The organism is Pseudomonas sp. LBUM1663 (assembly GCF_059695905.1).
Genome location: NZ_CP166792.1, coordinates 5,338,659 through 5,353,985, shown reverse-complemented (window position 1 = coordinate 5,353,985; position 15,327 = coordinate 5,338,659). Strand labels below are relative to the sequence as shown.

The following is a 15,327-nucleotide window of genomic DNA, read 5'->3' as shown; positions in this document are numbered from 1 at the left end:
GTGACGTCATGGCCACACCCCAACAATTGCAACTGCACGCCCCCCTGTCCGGCGTATTGATGCCACTGGACCTCGTGCCCGATCCGGTGTTTTCCAGTCGGGTCATCGGCGATGGCCTGTGCATCGACCCGACGTCAACGACCTTGTGCGCGCCGCTGGCCGGGGTTGTCAGCAACGTGCAGGCCAGCGGGCATGCGATCAGCATCACCGGCGCAAATGGGGTGCAGGTGTTGATGCACATTGGCCTCGACACGGTGAACCTGGCCGGGAAGGGGTTCACCCGGTTGGTGGAGGAGGGCCAGCAGGTTGACGTTGGGCAGGCGCTGATCGAGTTCGATGCCGATTTTGTTGCATTGAATGCCCGCAGCCTGCTGACGTTGATGCTAGTGGTCAGTGGAGAACCGTTCACCTGGATGACGCCGGGAACGGGTCTGGTAGAAAGTGGCCAGCCCTTACTGAGTCTGAAATCTGTTGAGCAGATAAAGGATGTGTCGCTGCCGGAAGCGGACGAAGCGCTGTTTTCCAAACCGGTGACGCTGGCCAACCTTAACGGCTTGCACGCACGTCCGGCCGCGGTGTTCGCCCAAGCGGCCAAAGCTTTTTCGGCGAGTATCTACCTGCACAAAAAGCAGGAGACTGCGAACGCGAAATCCCTGGTGGCGATCATGGCGTTGCAGACGGCGCACGGTGATGTCATGCAGGTCAGTGCGGCCGGCCCGGATGCGGAAGCGGCGATCAAGACACTGACCGAACTGCTGCTGACTGGATGCGGTGAAGGGGTTGCGGGCCCGATGCAGGTTGAGGCGAATGAGGTCGAGGCTTCATCGCTGACGGTGCTGCGCGGGGTTTGTGCATCTCCCGGATCGGCGTTTGGCCAAGTGGTACAGATCGCCGAACAAAACCTGGAAGTGAATGAGCTCGGCGCCACACCGCAGGTGGAACGCGATCACCTGTCTCGCGCCCTGGCCGAGGCGCTGGTGGCCCTGCAACAGTTGCGTGACAACGTCATTGGCGACGCGCAGTCCGACATCTTCAAGGCGCATCAGGAACTGCTCGAAGACCCGGGTTTGCTGGAAGTGGCTCACGTGCTGATCGATGAAGGCAAAAGCGCCGGGTTCGCCTGGCGCGCGGCCACCGAGTCGGCAGCCACCTTGTTCATAAGCCTGGGTAACGCCTTGCTCGCGGAGCGGGCGGCGGACCTCGCCGATGTAAGCCAGCGGGTGCTCAAACTGATCCTCGGTGTACGGGATCAGGCGATGAAGCTGCCTGAAGGGGCGATCCTGATCGCCGAACAACTGACGCCGTCGCAGACTGCCGGGCTCGATACTCGCAAGGTACTAGGGTTCGCCACGGTCGGTGGCGGCGCCACCAGCCATGTCGCGATCCTCGCCCGGGCGTTCGGTTTGCCGGCGATCTGCGGGCTGCCGGTGCAAGTGCTGGCGCTGGTCAACGGAACCCAGGTGTTGCTCGATGCCGACAAGGGCGAATTGCAGCTGGATCCGGATCTGCAGGCCATCGAACAGCTGCAAGCCAGGCGCCAGCTTCAACAGCAACGCCGGCAGCATGAGTTGGCCCACGCAACGCTGGCCGCCTGCACCCGCGACGGTCACCGTTTTGAAGTGACGGCAAACATCGCTTCGCTGGTAGAAACCGAGCAAGCCATGGCGCTGGGAGGCGAGGGTGTCGGTTTGCTCCGTTCGGAGTTTCTTTATCTGGATCGCAACCATGCGCCGAGCCATGACGAGCAGGCGTCCACCTACAGCGCGATCGCCAAGGCACTCGGGCCGACGCGCAATCTGGTGGTGCGCACCCTGGATGTCGGCGGTGACAAACCGCTGGCCTACGTGCCGATGGACAGCGAAACCAACCCCTTCCTCGGCATGCGTGGGATTCGTTTGTGTCTGGAGCGCCCGCAGCTGTTGCGCGACCAGCTCAAGGCCATCCTGAGCAGCGCCGGACTGGCTCGCTTGCACATCATGCTGCCGATGGTTACGCAGCTGTCGGAGTTGCGTCTGGCCCGGCAGCTGCTCGAAGAAGAGGCGCTGGTTTTGGGCCTCACGGAACTGCCCAAGCTGGGCATCATGATCGAAGTCCCGGCGGCGGCACTGATGGCTGATCTGTTTGCGCCCGAGGTGGATTTCTTTTCCATTGGCACCAACGATCTCACGCAATACACCCTGGCCATGGACCGCGATCACCCGCGTCTGGCCAGTCAGGCCGACAGCTTTCATCCGGCGGTACTGCGCTTGATTGCCAGCACCGTAAAGGCCGCGCACGCCCACGGTAAATGGGTCGGTGTGTGCGGCGCCATGGCCTCCGAGACATTGGCCGTGCCGCTGTTACTGGGGCTTGGGGTGGATGAGCTGTCAGTGAGCGTGCCGTTGATTCCGGCGATCAAGGCAGCGGTTCGTGAGCTGGACCTGGTGGACTGCCAGGCCATCGCCCAGCAAGTGCTGGGCCTGGAAAGTGCCGGACAGGTGCGCGAGGCGTTGCGGCTGTATCACGAGGCGACGGTCGATACTTCACTGGTTCTGGAGAACTGAACATGTTCGAGAAAATGCAGCGAGCGTTCTGGAAAGCGTTGACGCCGGATCTGGTGGTGGATGAGCCGAAGGTGGTTGCTCAGCCTGTTTCCGGGCTGGCGCCGGATGTCGTAGCCGCGCTGGGTGGTGTGGACAACCTCAAGTCGCAGCAGCCGGTGGCGCTGACTCGGGTTAGGGTGGAGCTGCGGGATGTGACGCAGATGAATCGGCAGGCATTGAATGTCGCAGGTGTGCCGGGCGTGATGGTGCTGGATGACGGCGTGGTTCATCTGATCACGGGCCTCCAGCCATAACCGATCCCCTGTGGCGAGGGAGCTTGCTCTCGCTCGGCTGCGAAGCAGTCGTAAAACCAGCCAACGCATTATCCCTGGTGCGATGCGATTGTTGGATACAGGGCCGCTTCGCAACCCAGCGGGAGCAAGCTCCCTCGCCACAGATGCTTTGCCAGCCTTGCTGTCCCTGTGTCCCATTGCCGCCCCACCCTTACTGTTTCTCAACCGCAGGTGTATCGTATTCGCCTTTTACGGGCCCCCGGGCCTGTCGCTGATACGTGAGGTAGTTGAGTTCATGTCCTTTACCCGTCGCCAAATCCTCGGTGGCCTGGCCGGTCTTGTTGTCGTTGGTGTCGGAGCAGGGGGCGCATCGCGGTACTGGCTGGGCAAGATGGCCGACGCTGACGCCGGCCATGACTATGAGCTGATCGCGGCACCGCTGGACGTCGAACTGGTTGCCGGGCACAAGACCGAGGCCTGGGCGTTCGGCCCCTCGGCGCCGGGCACCGAACTTCGGGTTCGTCAGGGCGAATGGCTACGGGTGCGCTTCATCAATCATCTGCCGGTGGCGACCACCATTCACTGGCATGGCATCCGCCTGCCACTGGAAATGGACGGTGTCCCCTACGTTTCGCAATTGCCGGTGCTGCCTGGCGAGTACTTCGACTACAAATTCCGCGTGCCGGACGCCGGCAGCTACTGGTATCACCCGCACGTGAATAGCAGCGAAGAACTCGGCCGCGGTCTTGTCGGCCCGCTGATCGTCGAAGAGCGCGAGCCGACCGGTTTCAAGTACGAGAAAACCCTGAGCCTCAAGAGCTGGCACGTTGATGAAGAGGGGGCTTTCGTGGCCTTCAGCATTCCTCGCGAAGCCGCCCGTGGCGGCACCGCTGGACGCCTGTCGACCATCAACGGTGTCTCGCAAGCGGTGATCGACTTGCCCGCCGGGCAAATCACCCGCGTGCGCGTGCTCAACCTTGATAACACGCTGACCTATCGCCTCAACATCCCCGGCGTCGAAGCGCAGATCTACGCGCTGGACGGTAATCCCGTGGAGCCGCGCCCAATGGGCAAGGAATACTGGCTCGGCCCGGGCATGCGCATCTGCTTGGCGATCAAGGCACCGCCCGCCGGTGAAGAACTGTCCCTGCGCAACGGCCCGGTTCGCCTGGGCACGTTGCGCTCGGTGGCCAACACCGATGCACCCACCGAATGGCCCGCCGCCCTGCCGGCCAACCCGGTGGCAGAACCCGACCTGGCCAATGCCGAGAAACTCAACTTCAATTTCGAATGGGTGGGCTCGGTGTCGGTCAACGTCGACAATGGCAAACCGCCGAGCCTGTGGCAGATTAACGGCAAGGCCTGGGACATCACGGACAAGACCTGCGCCGACCGCCCGATTGCCAAGCTCGAAAAGGGCAAGAGCTACATTTTCGAATTGAAGAACATGACTCAGTATCAGCACCCGATCCACCTGCACGGCATGAGCTTCAAAGTCATCGCCTCGAACCGGCACAAGGTCATTCCGTACTTCACCGACACGTACCTGTTGGGCAAGAACGAGCGCGCGCGAGTGGCGCTGGTAGCGGATAATCCCGGCGTGTGGATGTTCCATTGCCATGTGATCGACCACATGGAAACCGGCCTGATGGCCGCCATCGAGGTGGCCTGATGCGTCAGATACGTCCCGCCGCGATCATCGACCGCAGCCGTGATCGCGACTTCATGCGCGAAGCCCTGGCCCTGGCTGCACAAGGCGCGGCGCTGGGTGAAGTGCCCGTGGGCGCGGTGCTGGTGCAAGACGGGGAGATCATCGGTCGCGGCTTCAATTGCCCGATCAGCGGCAACGACCCGAGTGCCCACGCCGAAATGGTGGCGATCCGCGCCGCAGCATTGGCCGCCAGTAACTATCGCCTGCCGGGTAGCACGCTGTACGTAACCCTTGAGCCATGCAGCATGTGCGCGGGGCTGATCGTGCATTCGCGGATTGCGCGGGTGGTGTACGGGGCGCTGGAGCCGAAAGCGGGGATTGTGCAGAGTCAGGGGCAGTTTTTTACCCAGGGCTTCTTGAATCACCGGGTGCTGTATGAAGGTGGGGTGCTGGCCGAGGAGTGCGGGGCTGTACTTAGCGAGTTCTTCAAGGCCCGGCGCGCAAAACCCGCGGACTGAACCCCAAACCAATGTGGGAGCGAGCCTGCTCGCGATAGCGGAGTATCAGTCAATAGTTATATCGACTGATACTCCGCTATCGCGAGCAGGCTCGCTCCCACAGGGGATCTCTATTGGGATGGAGATTGAGGTTCTATTTACGGGCCACGATAACCGCACGCATCGGCGCCGGCAGCCCTTCAATCGTCTTGCTGTGATCGTCCGGATCCAGAAAATCACTCAACGACTGATACTTCATCCACTCCGTCCCGCGCTGTTCCTCGACGGTGGTCACGCTGACGTCGACACAGCGAACATCCGTAAACCCGGCACGTCGCAACCACAATTCCAGCGCCGGCACTGAAGGCAGGAACCACACGTTACGCATCTGCGCATAACGGTCTTCCGGCACCAGCACCTGCTGCTGATCGCCTTCAATCACCAGCGTCTCCAGCACCAGTTCACCGCCCTTGACCAGGCAATCCTTCAACGCCAGCAAATGCTCAATCGGTGAACGACGGTGGTAGAACACGCCCATGGAAAACACCGTGTCGAAGCCTTCCATGTTCGGCGGCAAGTCTTCGAACGGGAATGGCAGGTGCCAGGCATTGGGTTCGGACAGGTAACGCTGCACCGCTTGGAATTGGCAGAAGAACAGCCAGTTCGGGTCGACACCGATCACGCTGTCGGCGCCAGCACCGAGCATGCGCCACATGTAGTAACCATTGCCGCACCCCACATCGAGGATGCGTTTGCCCTTGAGGTCCAGATGCGGCGCGACCCGCGACCATTTCCAGTCTGAACGCCATTCCGTGTCGACATGTACGCCAAACAGATCAAACGGCCCCTTACGCCAGGGCGACAACCCCATCAACGCGGAACGCATTTGCGCACGGGTCTCAGCGTCGCAATCGGTGTCCAGTGTCAGACCATTAAGTAAATCAACTTCACTCGGCTGAATCTTCGGCAACGCATCCAGCGCACTTTGCCAGCGCTCCAGGTCGCCGTGACCCTTCTCCATTTTCTTGTCGAGTTGCGCTTGCAGGGTGTTGGCCCATTCAGCCAGCGGGGTACCCGCCAGACGGCGGGCGAGGGGGGACAGATCAATCATGGCAAGGCAATCAACGAGGCAAAGTTAAGACACTGGAACCACGGCACGACTTTCGAGAACCCGGCGGCCAACAGGCGCTCGCGGTGTTCTTCGAGGCTGTCGGGCTTCATGACGTTTTCGATGGCGCTGCGCTTCTGGGCGATTTCCAGTTCGCTGTAGCCGTTGGCGCGTTTGAACGCGACATGCAAGTCAGTGAGCAGCGCGTGTTCTTCAAGGTCGTTGAAGCGCAGCTTCTCCGAGAGGATCAACGCGCCTCCGGGCAACAGCGACTGGCGGATGCGCGAGAGCAACGCGGTGCGCTGGTCCGGGGCGATAAATTGCAGGGTGAAGTTCAACGCCACCACCGAGGCGGGCTGGAAGTCGAGGGCGAGGATGTCGTCTTCGATCACTTCCACGGGCAGCAACTCCTGGAACATCGAGTCCTGACCGTTGAGGTATTCGCGGCAACGTTCGACCATTGCCGCAGAGTTATCCACAGCGATGACGCGGCAACCGTCGGTGCGCACGTGACGGCGCAACGCCTGAGTCACGGCGCCCAGGGACGAGCCGAGGTCGTACAGCACGCTGTTGGGCTGGGCGAATTGCGCGGCGAGCACACCGAGGTTCTCGACGATGGTCGGATAACCCGGCACCGAGCGCTTGATCATGTCCGGGAACACTCGCACCACGTCCTCGTTAAAGGCGAAGTCGGGCACCTGGGCCAAAGGCTGGGCGAAAAGGCGATCGGGTTCTTTGCTCACGGCGGTTCCAGCGGCATAGGTGGAAAAGGCCGGCATTTTAGCCAAATTGACGGGGGGATGCGCGGGTTGTCTGATAAACCGCTGGGCTGATTGGGTTTGCGGGATTGAAAGGCTGTTGTGGCGAGGGAGCTTGCTCCCGCTCGGCTGCGAAGCAGTCGTAATGTCTGTGAGCACGGTGAACCTGAAGTAATACAGAGGAGCGCTGCGCACTCCAGCGGGAGCAAGCTCCCTCGCCACAGGGCTCAGCGCGGTTTCGGGCCAAACGCCGACGCCGCAATCCCCCACTGCCCCAGCCAGTAACTGAGAATGATCACATAAGGCGCCGCTTCGAACGGCAGCACGAATCGATTGATGCCAATGACGCTGTCGGAAAATACAAACGCCACCGCACCCGCCGCCGCCAACAGCGCCGAGCGTTTGGGCACTTCGGTCCCGAGCCGGGCCAGCGCCCGCCAGAGCATTGCGCTGATGGCCAAACCGTAAACAATCACCGGAATCAACAACGGGCCCAGTCCGTGGGAAATCAAAATCCCCAACAGCACCGCGCCAACCCCCAAGGCAATCACCAGTGGCAACAACGCCAGCCGCCGGCAATCGCTCAAGTAAGCCTTCAGATAGGCCAGGTGGGCGACCAAAAATGCCCCAAGGCCAAACACAAACAAATCCCCGGGCCACGCCAGCAACACATCGCCAAGCAGGGAGAAAATCAATCCGAGGCTGATCCAGCGCCGATACTCACTGGGCGGCGCATCGTGCAACCAGCCGAGCAGGGCCAATACCGGCAACGGTTTGACCAGCAGGCAAAGCAGCGCGGCGTGCACGCTCAAGCCATACAGAAAGGTCACTGCGCCCATCAGCGCCAGAATCAGCCAGCCCACGATCAGTTGACCACGATCGAGCAATCAAAGGTTTTCACTGCCGGCACTTCCGGTGCCCATGGCTGTGAATAGGTCAAACGTAACCGGCCTGTACCGGTGGCAAACGCCTGAAAGCGCCAGGTCGAAATGCCCGCACTGCCGACGATCCCGGCGTCTTCCGGGTTGCTGTACACCTCGGGGCTGAGCGCATGCAGCACGCCACCGGCTGAATCCTGGATCGACCAGCGATAACCCGTGGTCGGGTTGCTTGGCAGGGTCAGAATCAGGTTCTGTCCGTTGCGCATCTGCAGGGGGCATTCGCCTTGTTTTTCCACGGTCACGTTCTGTTTCGGTTGCGTGGTGCAGGCGGCCAGCAGGGAAAGGGCGAGGGGGACAAACAGGCGAGTGGGGGACATAAGGTCAGCGGCTCCGGCGTTCACGACGAACGGCGAGCATAACTGAAGATGAGACAAAGTGTGACGAGGGGGAGCTACGGACGCGATCCTCTGGTACGTGTTTCGCGCCCGTAGGTGTGCATTCAGGCCTGATTCGCAGAGATGTAAGTCAAGTGACTTTGAAAATTTCCGAGAAGCTCGATGTTTTTACCGGTCGTCAACGACTTAACGGTTAGATTGAAGGCGGTGACAATATAGCCAATTTGATCAGACGAGTTGCCCAAAAGGACCAAGGATACTGTGCCTTCGGTGGCTTTGTAATGCTGGGGGAGTTGAATGCCCAGTTCATTGTTAAGCGCTTCATGGAAATTCGCTGCGAGGAAGGGACTCCCTTCAGCGAGTGTGTGAGTGCCCGTTTTAATGTCTTTACTGAAAGTAAACGACAGGTGCTTTTCGCTAGGACGGTTCCGGTTCTGGTAAGAACCAATTGTCGTTTCGTTCGGGATTAAGAGACGCAACTCCAGATCATTTGATTTGAACTCAATCCGGCCATCGCCGCTGAACGTCATGTGGCCATCTACGGTGAAGAGGTCACTGGTAGAGGGTTTTTTTTTATCGGTGGTCATGTGTCAATTTCCCTTCGATGATCAATTATTTTCGAGTGGGAAGTGTGGCGATCAATTCAATGGGGGGTAACTGTCATATCTGACAGTTGCTTAGCTTTATTAGGAATAAGAGTGTCGTTCGCCAGCACACCTAAAGTGTAGGCACGCTGGCGAACATCCAGTCAGAACAGAATTTTCGCCACATCCGCAAAACGCTTGGCAAAGTGCACGGTTATCCCTTCCTTCAGATAGTCCGGCAACTCGTCAAAGCTGCCACGGTTAGGTTCCGGCAGAATCAACTCGAAAATCTTCTGCCGCCGCGCCGCGATCACCTTCTCGCGCACGCCGCCAATCGGCAGGACATGCCCGGTCAGTGTCAGCTCTCCGGTCATGGCCACGCCTTTTTTCGGCGCCTGGTTGCGGGCGAGGGAGAGCAGGGCGCTGGCCATGGTCACGCCGGCGCTCGGGCCGTCTTTCGGGGTAGCGCCTTCCGGGACGTGCAGGTGGACGAAGGCTTCGTCGAAGAATTTCGGATCACCGCCAAACGACTTCAGGTTGGAGCTGACGTAGCTGTAGGCGATTTCCGCCGACTCCTTCATCACGTCGCCCAGTTGCCCGGTGAGTTTGAAGCCACGGTTCAAGGTGTGAATGCGCGTGGCTTCGATCGGCAGAGTTGCACCGCCCATGCTGGTCCAGGCCAGGCCCGTGATGACGCCGGTGCCGGACAGCACTTGCTCGTTGCGGAATACTGGATGGCCGAGCGAGGCTTCGAGGTCTTTCGGACCGATTTTGATCACCGCTTTCGGCTCGTCGATCAACTTCACCACGGCCTTGCGCACCAGTTTGCCCAGTTCTTTTTCCAAGTGGCGCACCCCGGCTTCGCGGGCGTAACCATCGATCAAGGCTTTCAAGGCGCTGTCGCTGATGCTCAGGCTGCCTTTGGACACGCCGGCCTTTTCCAGCTGCTTGGGCCAGAGGTGACGCTTGGCGATGGCGATTTTTTCTTCGGTGATGTAACCCGACAGGCGAATCACTTCCATCCGGTCCAGCAATGGGCCGGGAATCGAATCCAGGGTATTGGCGGTGCAGACGAACAGCACTTTCGACAGGTCCAGACGCAGGTCCAGGTAATGGTCAAGGAATTCGACGTTCTGTTCCGGGTCCAGCGTTTCCAGCAGCGCCGAGGCCGGGTCGCCCTGGTAGCTCTGGCCCATCTTGTCGATTTCGTCGAGCATGATCACCGGGTTCATCACTTCGACGTCTTTCAACGCCTGCACGAGTTTGCCCGGCTGCGCGCCGATGTAGGTGCGGCGATGGCCCTTGATCTCGGCTTCGTCGCGCATACCGCCAAGGCTGAAGCGGTAGAACGGTCGGCCGAGGGATTCGGCGATGGATTTGCCGACACTGGTTTTACCCACGCCCGGCGGGCCGACCAGCAGCACGATGGAGCCGCTGATCTCGCCTTTATAAGCACCGACCGCGAGGAATTCGAGGATGCGGTCCTTGATGTCGTCGAGGCCAGCGTGGTGTTTGTCCAGCACCTTGCGTGCGTGCTTGAGGTCGAGTTTGTCCTCGCCGTAAACGCCCCACGGTACCGAAGTCGCCCAGTCGAGATAGTTGCGGGTGACCGCGTACTCCGGCGAGCCGGTCTCGAGGATCGACAGCTTGTTCATTTCCTCTTCGATGCGTTTTTGCGCTTGGGCCGACAGCACTTTGCCGGTCAGCCGTTGCTCGAACTGTTCGAGGTCGGCGCTGCGGTCGTCTTTGGTCAGCCCCAGCTCTTGCTGGATAACCTTGAGCTGTTCCTTGAGGAAGAACTCGCGCTGATGTTCGCCGATCTTGCGGTTAACTTCGGCGGAAATTTCCTTTTGCAGGCGCGCGACTTCGACTTCCTTGCGCAGCATCGGCAGGACTTTTTCCATGCGCTTGAGCATCGGCACGCAGTCGAGCACTTCCTGCAGTTCGCTGCCGGTGGCTGAGGTCAGGGCGGCGGCGAAGTCGGTGAGTGGCGACGGATCGTTGGGGCTGAAGCGGTTGAGGTAGTTTTTCAGCTCTTCGCTGTACAGGGGGTTCAGCGGCAGCAGTTCCTTGATCGCGTTTATCAGCGCCATGCCGTAGGCCTTGACCTCGTCGGTCGGCTCGGTTGGCTGGTGCGGGTATTCGACTTCCACCAGGTAAGGCGGGCGATGGTGTTTGAGCCAGGTTTTGATGCGTACCCGGGTCAGGCCTTGGGCGACGAATTGCAGTTTGCCGTTTTCGCGACTGGCGTGGTGCACCTTGACCAGGGTGCCGTACAGCGGCAGGGCCGAGGTGTCGAAATGGCGCGGGTCTTCCTGGGGCGTGTCCATGTAGAACAGGGCCAGGGAGTGGTGGTCGGATTTGCTGACCAGATCCAGGGTCTCAGCCCACGGTTCTTCATTGACGATGACCGGCAGCACTTGGGCCGGGAAGAATGGGCGGTTGTGGATCGGGATGATGTAGACCTTGTCCGGCAGGTTCTGGCCGGGCAGGGCGAGGCCTTTGCCGGTGGAGTGGTGTTCGGCGTTCTCTGGGTCGGCGTATTCGCTCGGGTCTTCGGGGAATTCTTGCTGGTCGCTCATGGGGCACCTGCGCAATGGGGTATGGGTCTTAGATGGGGCAGGTGGGGGGTGGTTTCAATGGGGCGGGATATTTCTGGGTGTGTGTTCAGGGTTTGGACAGGTGCTTTTGACTTGGCGGCCTGTGGGCCGACCATGTTGTGGTTGACCGGGTACATATCCATTTCTGTGGTAACGGCGGCTGGCGGTTTCGCCCTTACGGCGACTCACTTTTTTTTCAAACGCCAAAAAAAAGTAAGCAAAAAAAGGCTCGCCCCGAGCGTCCGGCCCCTCGCTTAGGCTCGGCGTTCCTTCGCTCCGGTATCCATCCGGGGACACTGCCCTCCGGTCTGCTTCGCGACGACCTACATGCAGCGTGTTCGACTGCGTCGAACGGCGCTGCGCGCCACTCCCCGGATGAACACCTCCACTCAGCCTCCCGAAGGGGCGGGCAGATCAAAAGCTGAAGGCGAGCTAACGCTCGGCCTGATGAGTGGTGAGAAGCAAAAGCCGTACGCTGATCTGCTTTTCGTGGGAGTGAGCCTGCTCGCGATGGCGGCCTGACAGCCGACCAATCTCTTGCTGATGTACCCAATTCAATTGTGGGAGCTGGCCTGCCAGCGAAGGCGACCTGACAGCCGACTAATCTCTTGCTGATGTACCCAATCCAATTGTGGGAGCTGGCTTGCCTGCGATGGCGATTGCTCATTCAACATTGATGTCGATTGACACACCGCCATCGCCGGCAAGCCCGGCTCTCACGGGTATTAGCTGTGCGGCTCAGGTTTTGGGATGGCGACGTTATCGAGCATCCGGTTTGCTGCCAGCTCGGCCAGCATGACGATCTGTTGAATGGCCATCGCCTTGTGCCGGTGCGGGCCTTCCAGATAGTCCGCGAAATCACTCGCCATTACGCTGGCCTGGGCCAACGATTCGCAGGTGTGGGCCAACAGGTCTTCGTCTTTGATGTCCGGGGCAATCACAAACATCGTGCTGGGTTTGCGGGTGGCGGGGGATTTGAGGGCGGCGGGGTTGAGGTAGTGATCCAGTGCGCGTTCGGCGGCTTCGTTGAGTTTTTTGGAATCGAGGGATTCGTAGGGGGAAACGTCGTCGGTTTGCGGGGGATTCGGGGTTTCTTTGAACATGGTGAAGCTCCATTCGGGGACTGGAAGTTCGCCACGACTGCGACCAAGCAGTTGGGTGGCGAACCATACGCAGGTTGGTCGACCAGGGAATGGAACCCGGCAGGGCCGAGGCCCTCCCACGCACAGCTCGCCATGAAGCAAGCACGAAAAGTGCGCCATTCTAAACCTGGGCGACCAAACCCGGCCGCTGAATTTGCAGCGACCTCGAAAGCCTATCGCCCGGACTTCCGACACGACAACCGATAGAACTTGTCGGAATCCTCCTCTGGAACAGCCACCGCTGTAGGACGTTGGCAAATAAGTTCAGGCCTGACGCGACCCAATGTGGGAGCGGGCTTGCTCGCGATGGCTGTTTAACATTCAACAAATGTGTGGACTGATACACCGCTATCGCGGGCAAGCCCGCTCCCACAAGTGATAGGCGGTGTGGCGGAAAAATTCCGACAAAAAAGGCGACCCCCTCGCAGGAGTCGCCTTTCCTTTAACCGCCGCTAAACCTTACTCGGACAGTTTGTACGCAATCACATAGTCACCCTGCTTGGTGCCCAGCGACCCATGACCGCCAGCCACGACGAGCACGTATTGCTTGCCGTCCTTGCCGGTGTAGGTCATCGGAGTGGTTTGTGCACCTGCTGGCAGGCGACCTTCCCACAACTGCTTGCCGTTTTTCACGTCGTAGGCGCGCAGGTACTGGTCGAGGGTGCCGCTCAGGAAGCCAACGCCGCCCGCTGTGACGAAGGTACCGCCCAGGCTAGGCACGCCCATGCTCAGCGGGATCGGAACCGGTGAGCTGTCGCGCACGGTGCCGTTTTTGTGTTTCCAGATGGTTTTGTGGGTGGTCAGGTCGACCGCGGCCACGTAGCCCCAGGCCGGTGCCTGGCACGGCAGGCCCATTGGCGAGAGCAGGGCTTCGAGGACGACGCCGTAAGGCGCGCCTTTGTTCGGTTGCACGCCTTCGGTTTCGCTTTTGCGCGGGCCTTGGGCAGCGATTTCGGCGGCCGGGATCATTTTCGATTTGAACGCCATGTAGCTCGGGTTCACGAACGCGATCTGACGCACCGGGTCAACCGAGATGCCGCCCCAGTCGAACACGCCGAAGTTGCCTGGGTAAACGATCGAACCCTGCAGCGATGGCGGCGTGAAAGGGCCATCGTAGCGCATGGATTTGAAGTCGATCCGGCAGATCAGTTGGTCGAACGGGGTCACGCCCCACATGTCGCGCTCTTGCAGCGGCGGCGGCATCAGGTTGAGGTCGGATTTCGGTTGAGTTGGCGAGGTGTGATCACCTTCGACAGCGCCTTGCGGAACCGGCACTTCGTTGATCGGCACGATCGGCTTGCCGGTGCTGCGATCCAGCACGTAGATGCTGCCTTGCTTGGTGGACGCGAGCACGGCTGGCTTCACGCCGTCAGCGGTTTTCAGGTCCATCAGGGTTGGCTGGCCACCGACGTCCATGTCCCACAGGTCATGGTGGGTGAACTGCATGTGCCAGCGCACCTGGCCGGTCGCGATGTCGAGGGCGGTCAGGCCGGCGGCGTGCAGTTCCGATTCAGGGGTGCGATCGCCACCGAACTGGTCCGGGGTCTGGTTGCCCATCGGCAGGTAAAGCATGCCGAGTTTTTCGTCGACGGCGAACATGGACCACATGTTCGGCGAGTTGCGGGTGTAGACCTTGCCTTCGGCAATCGGCGTGGTGTCGTCCGGGTTGCCGCTGTCCCAGTTCCATACCAGTTTGCCGGAGTGCACGTCGAACGCGCGGATCACGCCGCTTGGCTCGTCGGTGGAAACGTTGTCGGTAACGTGGCCGCCGATCACCACCAGATCCTTGGTGACCGCTGGAGGTGAAGTGGAGTAGTAACCGCCGGCATTGAAGCCGCCGATATTGGCGGTCAAGTCGACCTGGCCTTGGTTGCCGAAGTCTTCGCACATCTTGCCGGTGTCGGCGTCGAGGGCGATCAGGCGGGTGTCGGCGGTCGGCAGGAAGATCCGGCGTGGGCAGACCGTGCTGACCGGCGCAGGGCTGGCGGTGCCGGTCGGGCTTTGCTCGGACGCGTAGACGGCGTCATCGTGATAGGTCACGCCACGGCAGGTCATGTGCGCCCAACCCTTGAAGTTCGCCGCGTTTTGCGTGGAGAGCTTCGGATCGAAACGCCAGATTTCCTTGCCGGTGTCCGGGTCGAGGGCGATCACCTGGCTGTGCGGCGTGCAGACGTAGAGCATGCCATTGACTTTCAGCGGGGTGTTTTCGGCCGTGGTTTCGCCCGGGTCGTTCGGCCCCGGCAGGTCGCCGGTGCGGTAGGTCCAGGCTGGAACCAGTTTGTTCACGTTCTGCGGGGTGATCTGCGCCAGTGGCGAGTAACGATCACCGTGAGCGCTGCGGCCGTAGGAATTCCAGTCACCGTCGGGCATGGCCGGGGCGGTGTTGGTCATGCCCGGCACGCTGTCGCGGTCCAGTTCGCCTTTGATTTCACCCGGATTGGTGAACTGGCTGGCCAGTGCAGTAACGCCCGCCAGCACCACAGCCACGCTCAACGCGCCAGTGCCCATCGGCGCAGGGCCGGTGATCAGCAGCGGACGGCGGAACCACGGCAGCAACATGACGAGGCCCAGCGCAAACAGCATCGCCAGACGCGGCACCAGTTGCCACCAGTCGAGGCCGACTTCCCACAAGGCCCACACGGTACTGGCGAACAGCACCAGTGCGTAAAGGCCCAGCGCAGCGCGGCGAGCCAGGATCAGCAGCACGCCGGTCAGCGTCAGGCCGATACCGGCCAGCAGGTAATACAACGAGCCACCTAGCAGGCTCAGCTTGATTCCGCCAGCCAGCATGGCCAGGCCCATTAGCAGAAGCAGAATGCCGAGCAGTGTCGGCAATAGACGGCTTCGACTCAAAGCACCATCAGTGCTCATAGTGTGGTTCTCCGTGACGTTTCAA

General features: G+C 60.6%; 12 protein-coding genes. 4 read left to right on the top strand and 8 right to left on the bottom strand.

Annotated features, from left to right (window positions below):
* Nucleotides 1-8 precede the first annotated feature (8 nt).
* The 4 genes from ptsP (at nt 9) to tadA (ending at nt 4,984) form a co-directional block, all read left to right on the top strand.
* On the top strand, nt 9-2,543 hold the full coding sequence (gene ptsP, locus ACA075_RS24460; protein ID WP_497295885.1) for a phosphoenolpyruvate--protein phosphotransferase: 2,535 nt from the start codon (nt 9-11) through the stop codon (nt 2,541-2,543).
* Between the two features lie 2 nt (nt 2,544-2,545).
* Complete coding sequence (locus tag ACA075_RS24455; protein ID WP_497295883.1) at nt 2,546-2,836, top strand: PTS sugar transporter subunit IIB; 291 nt, start codon at nt 2,546-2,548, stop codon at nt 2,834-2,836.
* 274 nt (nt 2,837-3,110) lie between these two features.
* A complete protein-coding gene (locus ACA075_RS24450) occupies nt 3,111-4,487 on the top strand; it encodes a multicopper oxidase family protein (protein WP_497295881.1) in 1,377 nt (458 codons plus the stop codon).
* The gene (gene tadA / locus ACA075_RS24445) at nt 4,487-4,984 is read left to right on the top strand and encodes a tRNA adenosine(34) deaminase TadA (protein ID WP_008042399.1); all 498 of its coding nucleotides are present in this window, start codon (nt 4,487-4,489) and stop codon (nt 4,982-4,984) included. The genes ACA075_RS24450 and tadA overlap by 1 nt, the downstream gene beginning before the upstream one ends.
* Before the next feature lie 133 nt (nt 4,985-5,117).
* Here the strand turns inward: tadA and cmoB are convergent, their stop codons facing one another.
* The 8 genes from cmoB to ACA075_RS24405 form a co-directional block, all read right to left on the bottom strand.
* The gene (gene cmoB, locus ACA075_RS24440) at nt 5,118-6,074 is read right to left on the bottom strand and encodes a tRNA 5-methoxyuridine(34)/uridine 5-oxyacetic acid(34) synthase CmoB (protein ID WP_497295879.1); all 957 of its coding nucleotides are present in this window, start codon (nt 6,072-6,074) and stop codon (nt 5,118-5,120) included.
* Nucleotides 6,071-6,850: a carboxy-S-adenosyl-L-methionine synthase CmoA gene (cmoA, locus tag ACA075_RS24435; protein ID WP_497295877.1), complete on the bottom strand. Its 780-nt coding sequence runs from the start codon at nt 6,848-6,850 to the stop codon at nt 6,071-6,073. The genes cmoB and cmoA overlap by 4 nt, the downstream gene beginning before the upstream one ends.
* A gap of 206 nt (nt 6,851-7,056) precedes the next feature.
* Nucleotides 7,057-7,692, bottom strand: coding sequence for a lysoplasmalogenase (locus ACA075_RS24430; protein ID WP_497299327.1), 636 nt, complete (start codon nt 7,690-7,692; stop codon nt 7,057-7,059).
* Nucleotides 7,693-7,694: 2 nt separating this feature from the next.
* Nucleotides 7,695-8,087, bottom strand: coding sequence for a protease inhibitor I42 family protein (locus ACA075_RS24425; RefSeq protein WP_497295875.1), 393 nt, complete (start codon nt 8,085-8,087; stop codon nt 7,695-7,697).
* Nucleotides 8,088-8,209: 122 nt separating this feature from the next.
* Nucleotides 8,210-8,692: a hypothetical protein gene (locus ACA075_RS24420; RefSeq protein WP_497295873.1), complete on the bottom strand. Its 483-nt coding sequence runs from the start codon at nt 8,690-8,692 to the stop codon at nt 8,210-8,212.
* Nucleotides 8,693-8,853: 161 nt separating this feature from the next.
* A complete protein-coding gene (gene lon, locus ACA075_RS24415; protein WP_219094550.1) occupies nt 8,854-11,271 on the bottom strand; it encodes an endopeptidase La in 2,418 nt (805 codons plus the stop codon).
* A gap of 743 nt (nt 11,272-12,014) precedes the next feature.
* Nucleotides 12,015-12,392, bottom strand: a complete 378-nt coding sequence (locus ACA075_RS24410) for a DUF6124 family protein (RefSeq protein ID WP_497295871.1) — start codon at nt 12,390-12,392, stop codon at nt 12,015-12,017.
* Between the two features lie 498 nt (nt 12,393-12,890).
* Nucleotides 12,891-15,302, bottom strand: coding sequence for a glucose/quinate/shikimate family membrane-bound PQQ-dependent dehydrogenase (locus tag ACA075_RS24405; protein WP_497295869.1), 2,412 nt, complete (start codon nt 15,300-15,302; stop codon nt 12,891-12,893).
* Nucleotides 15,303-15,327: the final 25 nt, after the last annotated feature.

Coding starts and splice junctions, on each gene's coding strand:
- ptsP (WP_497295885.1), top strand. CDS start 9: ATGGCCACACCCCAACAATTGCAACTGCACGCCCCCCTGTCCGGCGTA.
- ACA075_RS24455 (WP_497295883.1), top strand. CDS start 2,546: ATGTTCGAGAAAATGCAGCGAGCGTTCTGGAAAGCGTTGACGCCGGAT.
- ACA075_RS24450 (WP_497295881.1), top strand. CDS start 3,111: ATGTCCTTTACCCGTCGCCAAATCCTCGGTGGCCTGGCCGGTCTTGTT.
- tadA (WP_008042399.1), top strand. CDS start 4,487: ATGCGTCAGATACGTCCCGCCGCGATCATCGACCGCAGCCGTGATCGC.
- cmoB (WP_497295879.1), bottom strand. CDS start 6,074: ATGATTGATCTGTCCCCCCTCGCCCGCCGTCTGGCGGGTACCCCGCTG.
- cmoA (WP_497295877.1), bottom strand. CDS start 6,850: ATGCCGGCCTTTTCCACCTATGCCGCTGGAACCGCCGTGAGCAAAGAA.
- ACA075_RS24425 (WP_497295875.1), bottom strand. CDS start 8,087: ATGTCCCCCACTCGCCTGTTTGTCCCCCTCGCCCTTTCCCTGCTGGCC.
- ACA075_RS24420 (WP_497295873.1), bottom strand. CDS start 8,692: ATGACCACCGATAAAAAAAAACCCTCTACCAGTGACCTCTTCACCGTA.
- lon (WP_219094550.1), bottom strand. CDS start 11,271: ATGAGCGACCAGCAAGAATTCCCCGAAGACCCGAGCGAATACGCCGAC.
- ACA075_RS24410 (WP_497295871.1), bottom strand. CDS start 12,392: ATGTTCAAAGAAACCCCGAATCCCCCGCAAACCGACGACGTTTCCCCC.
- ACA075_RS24405 (WP_497295869.1), bottom strand. CDS start 15,302: ATGAGCACTGATGGTGCTTTGAGTCGAAGCCGTCTATTGCCGACACTG.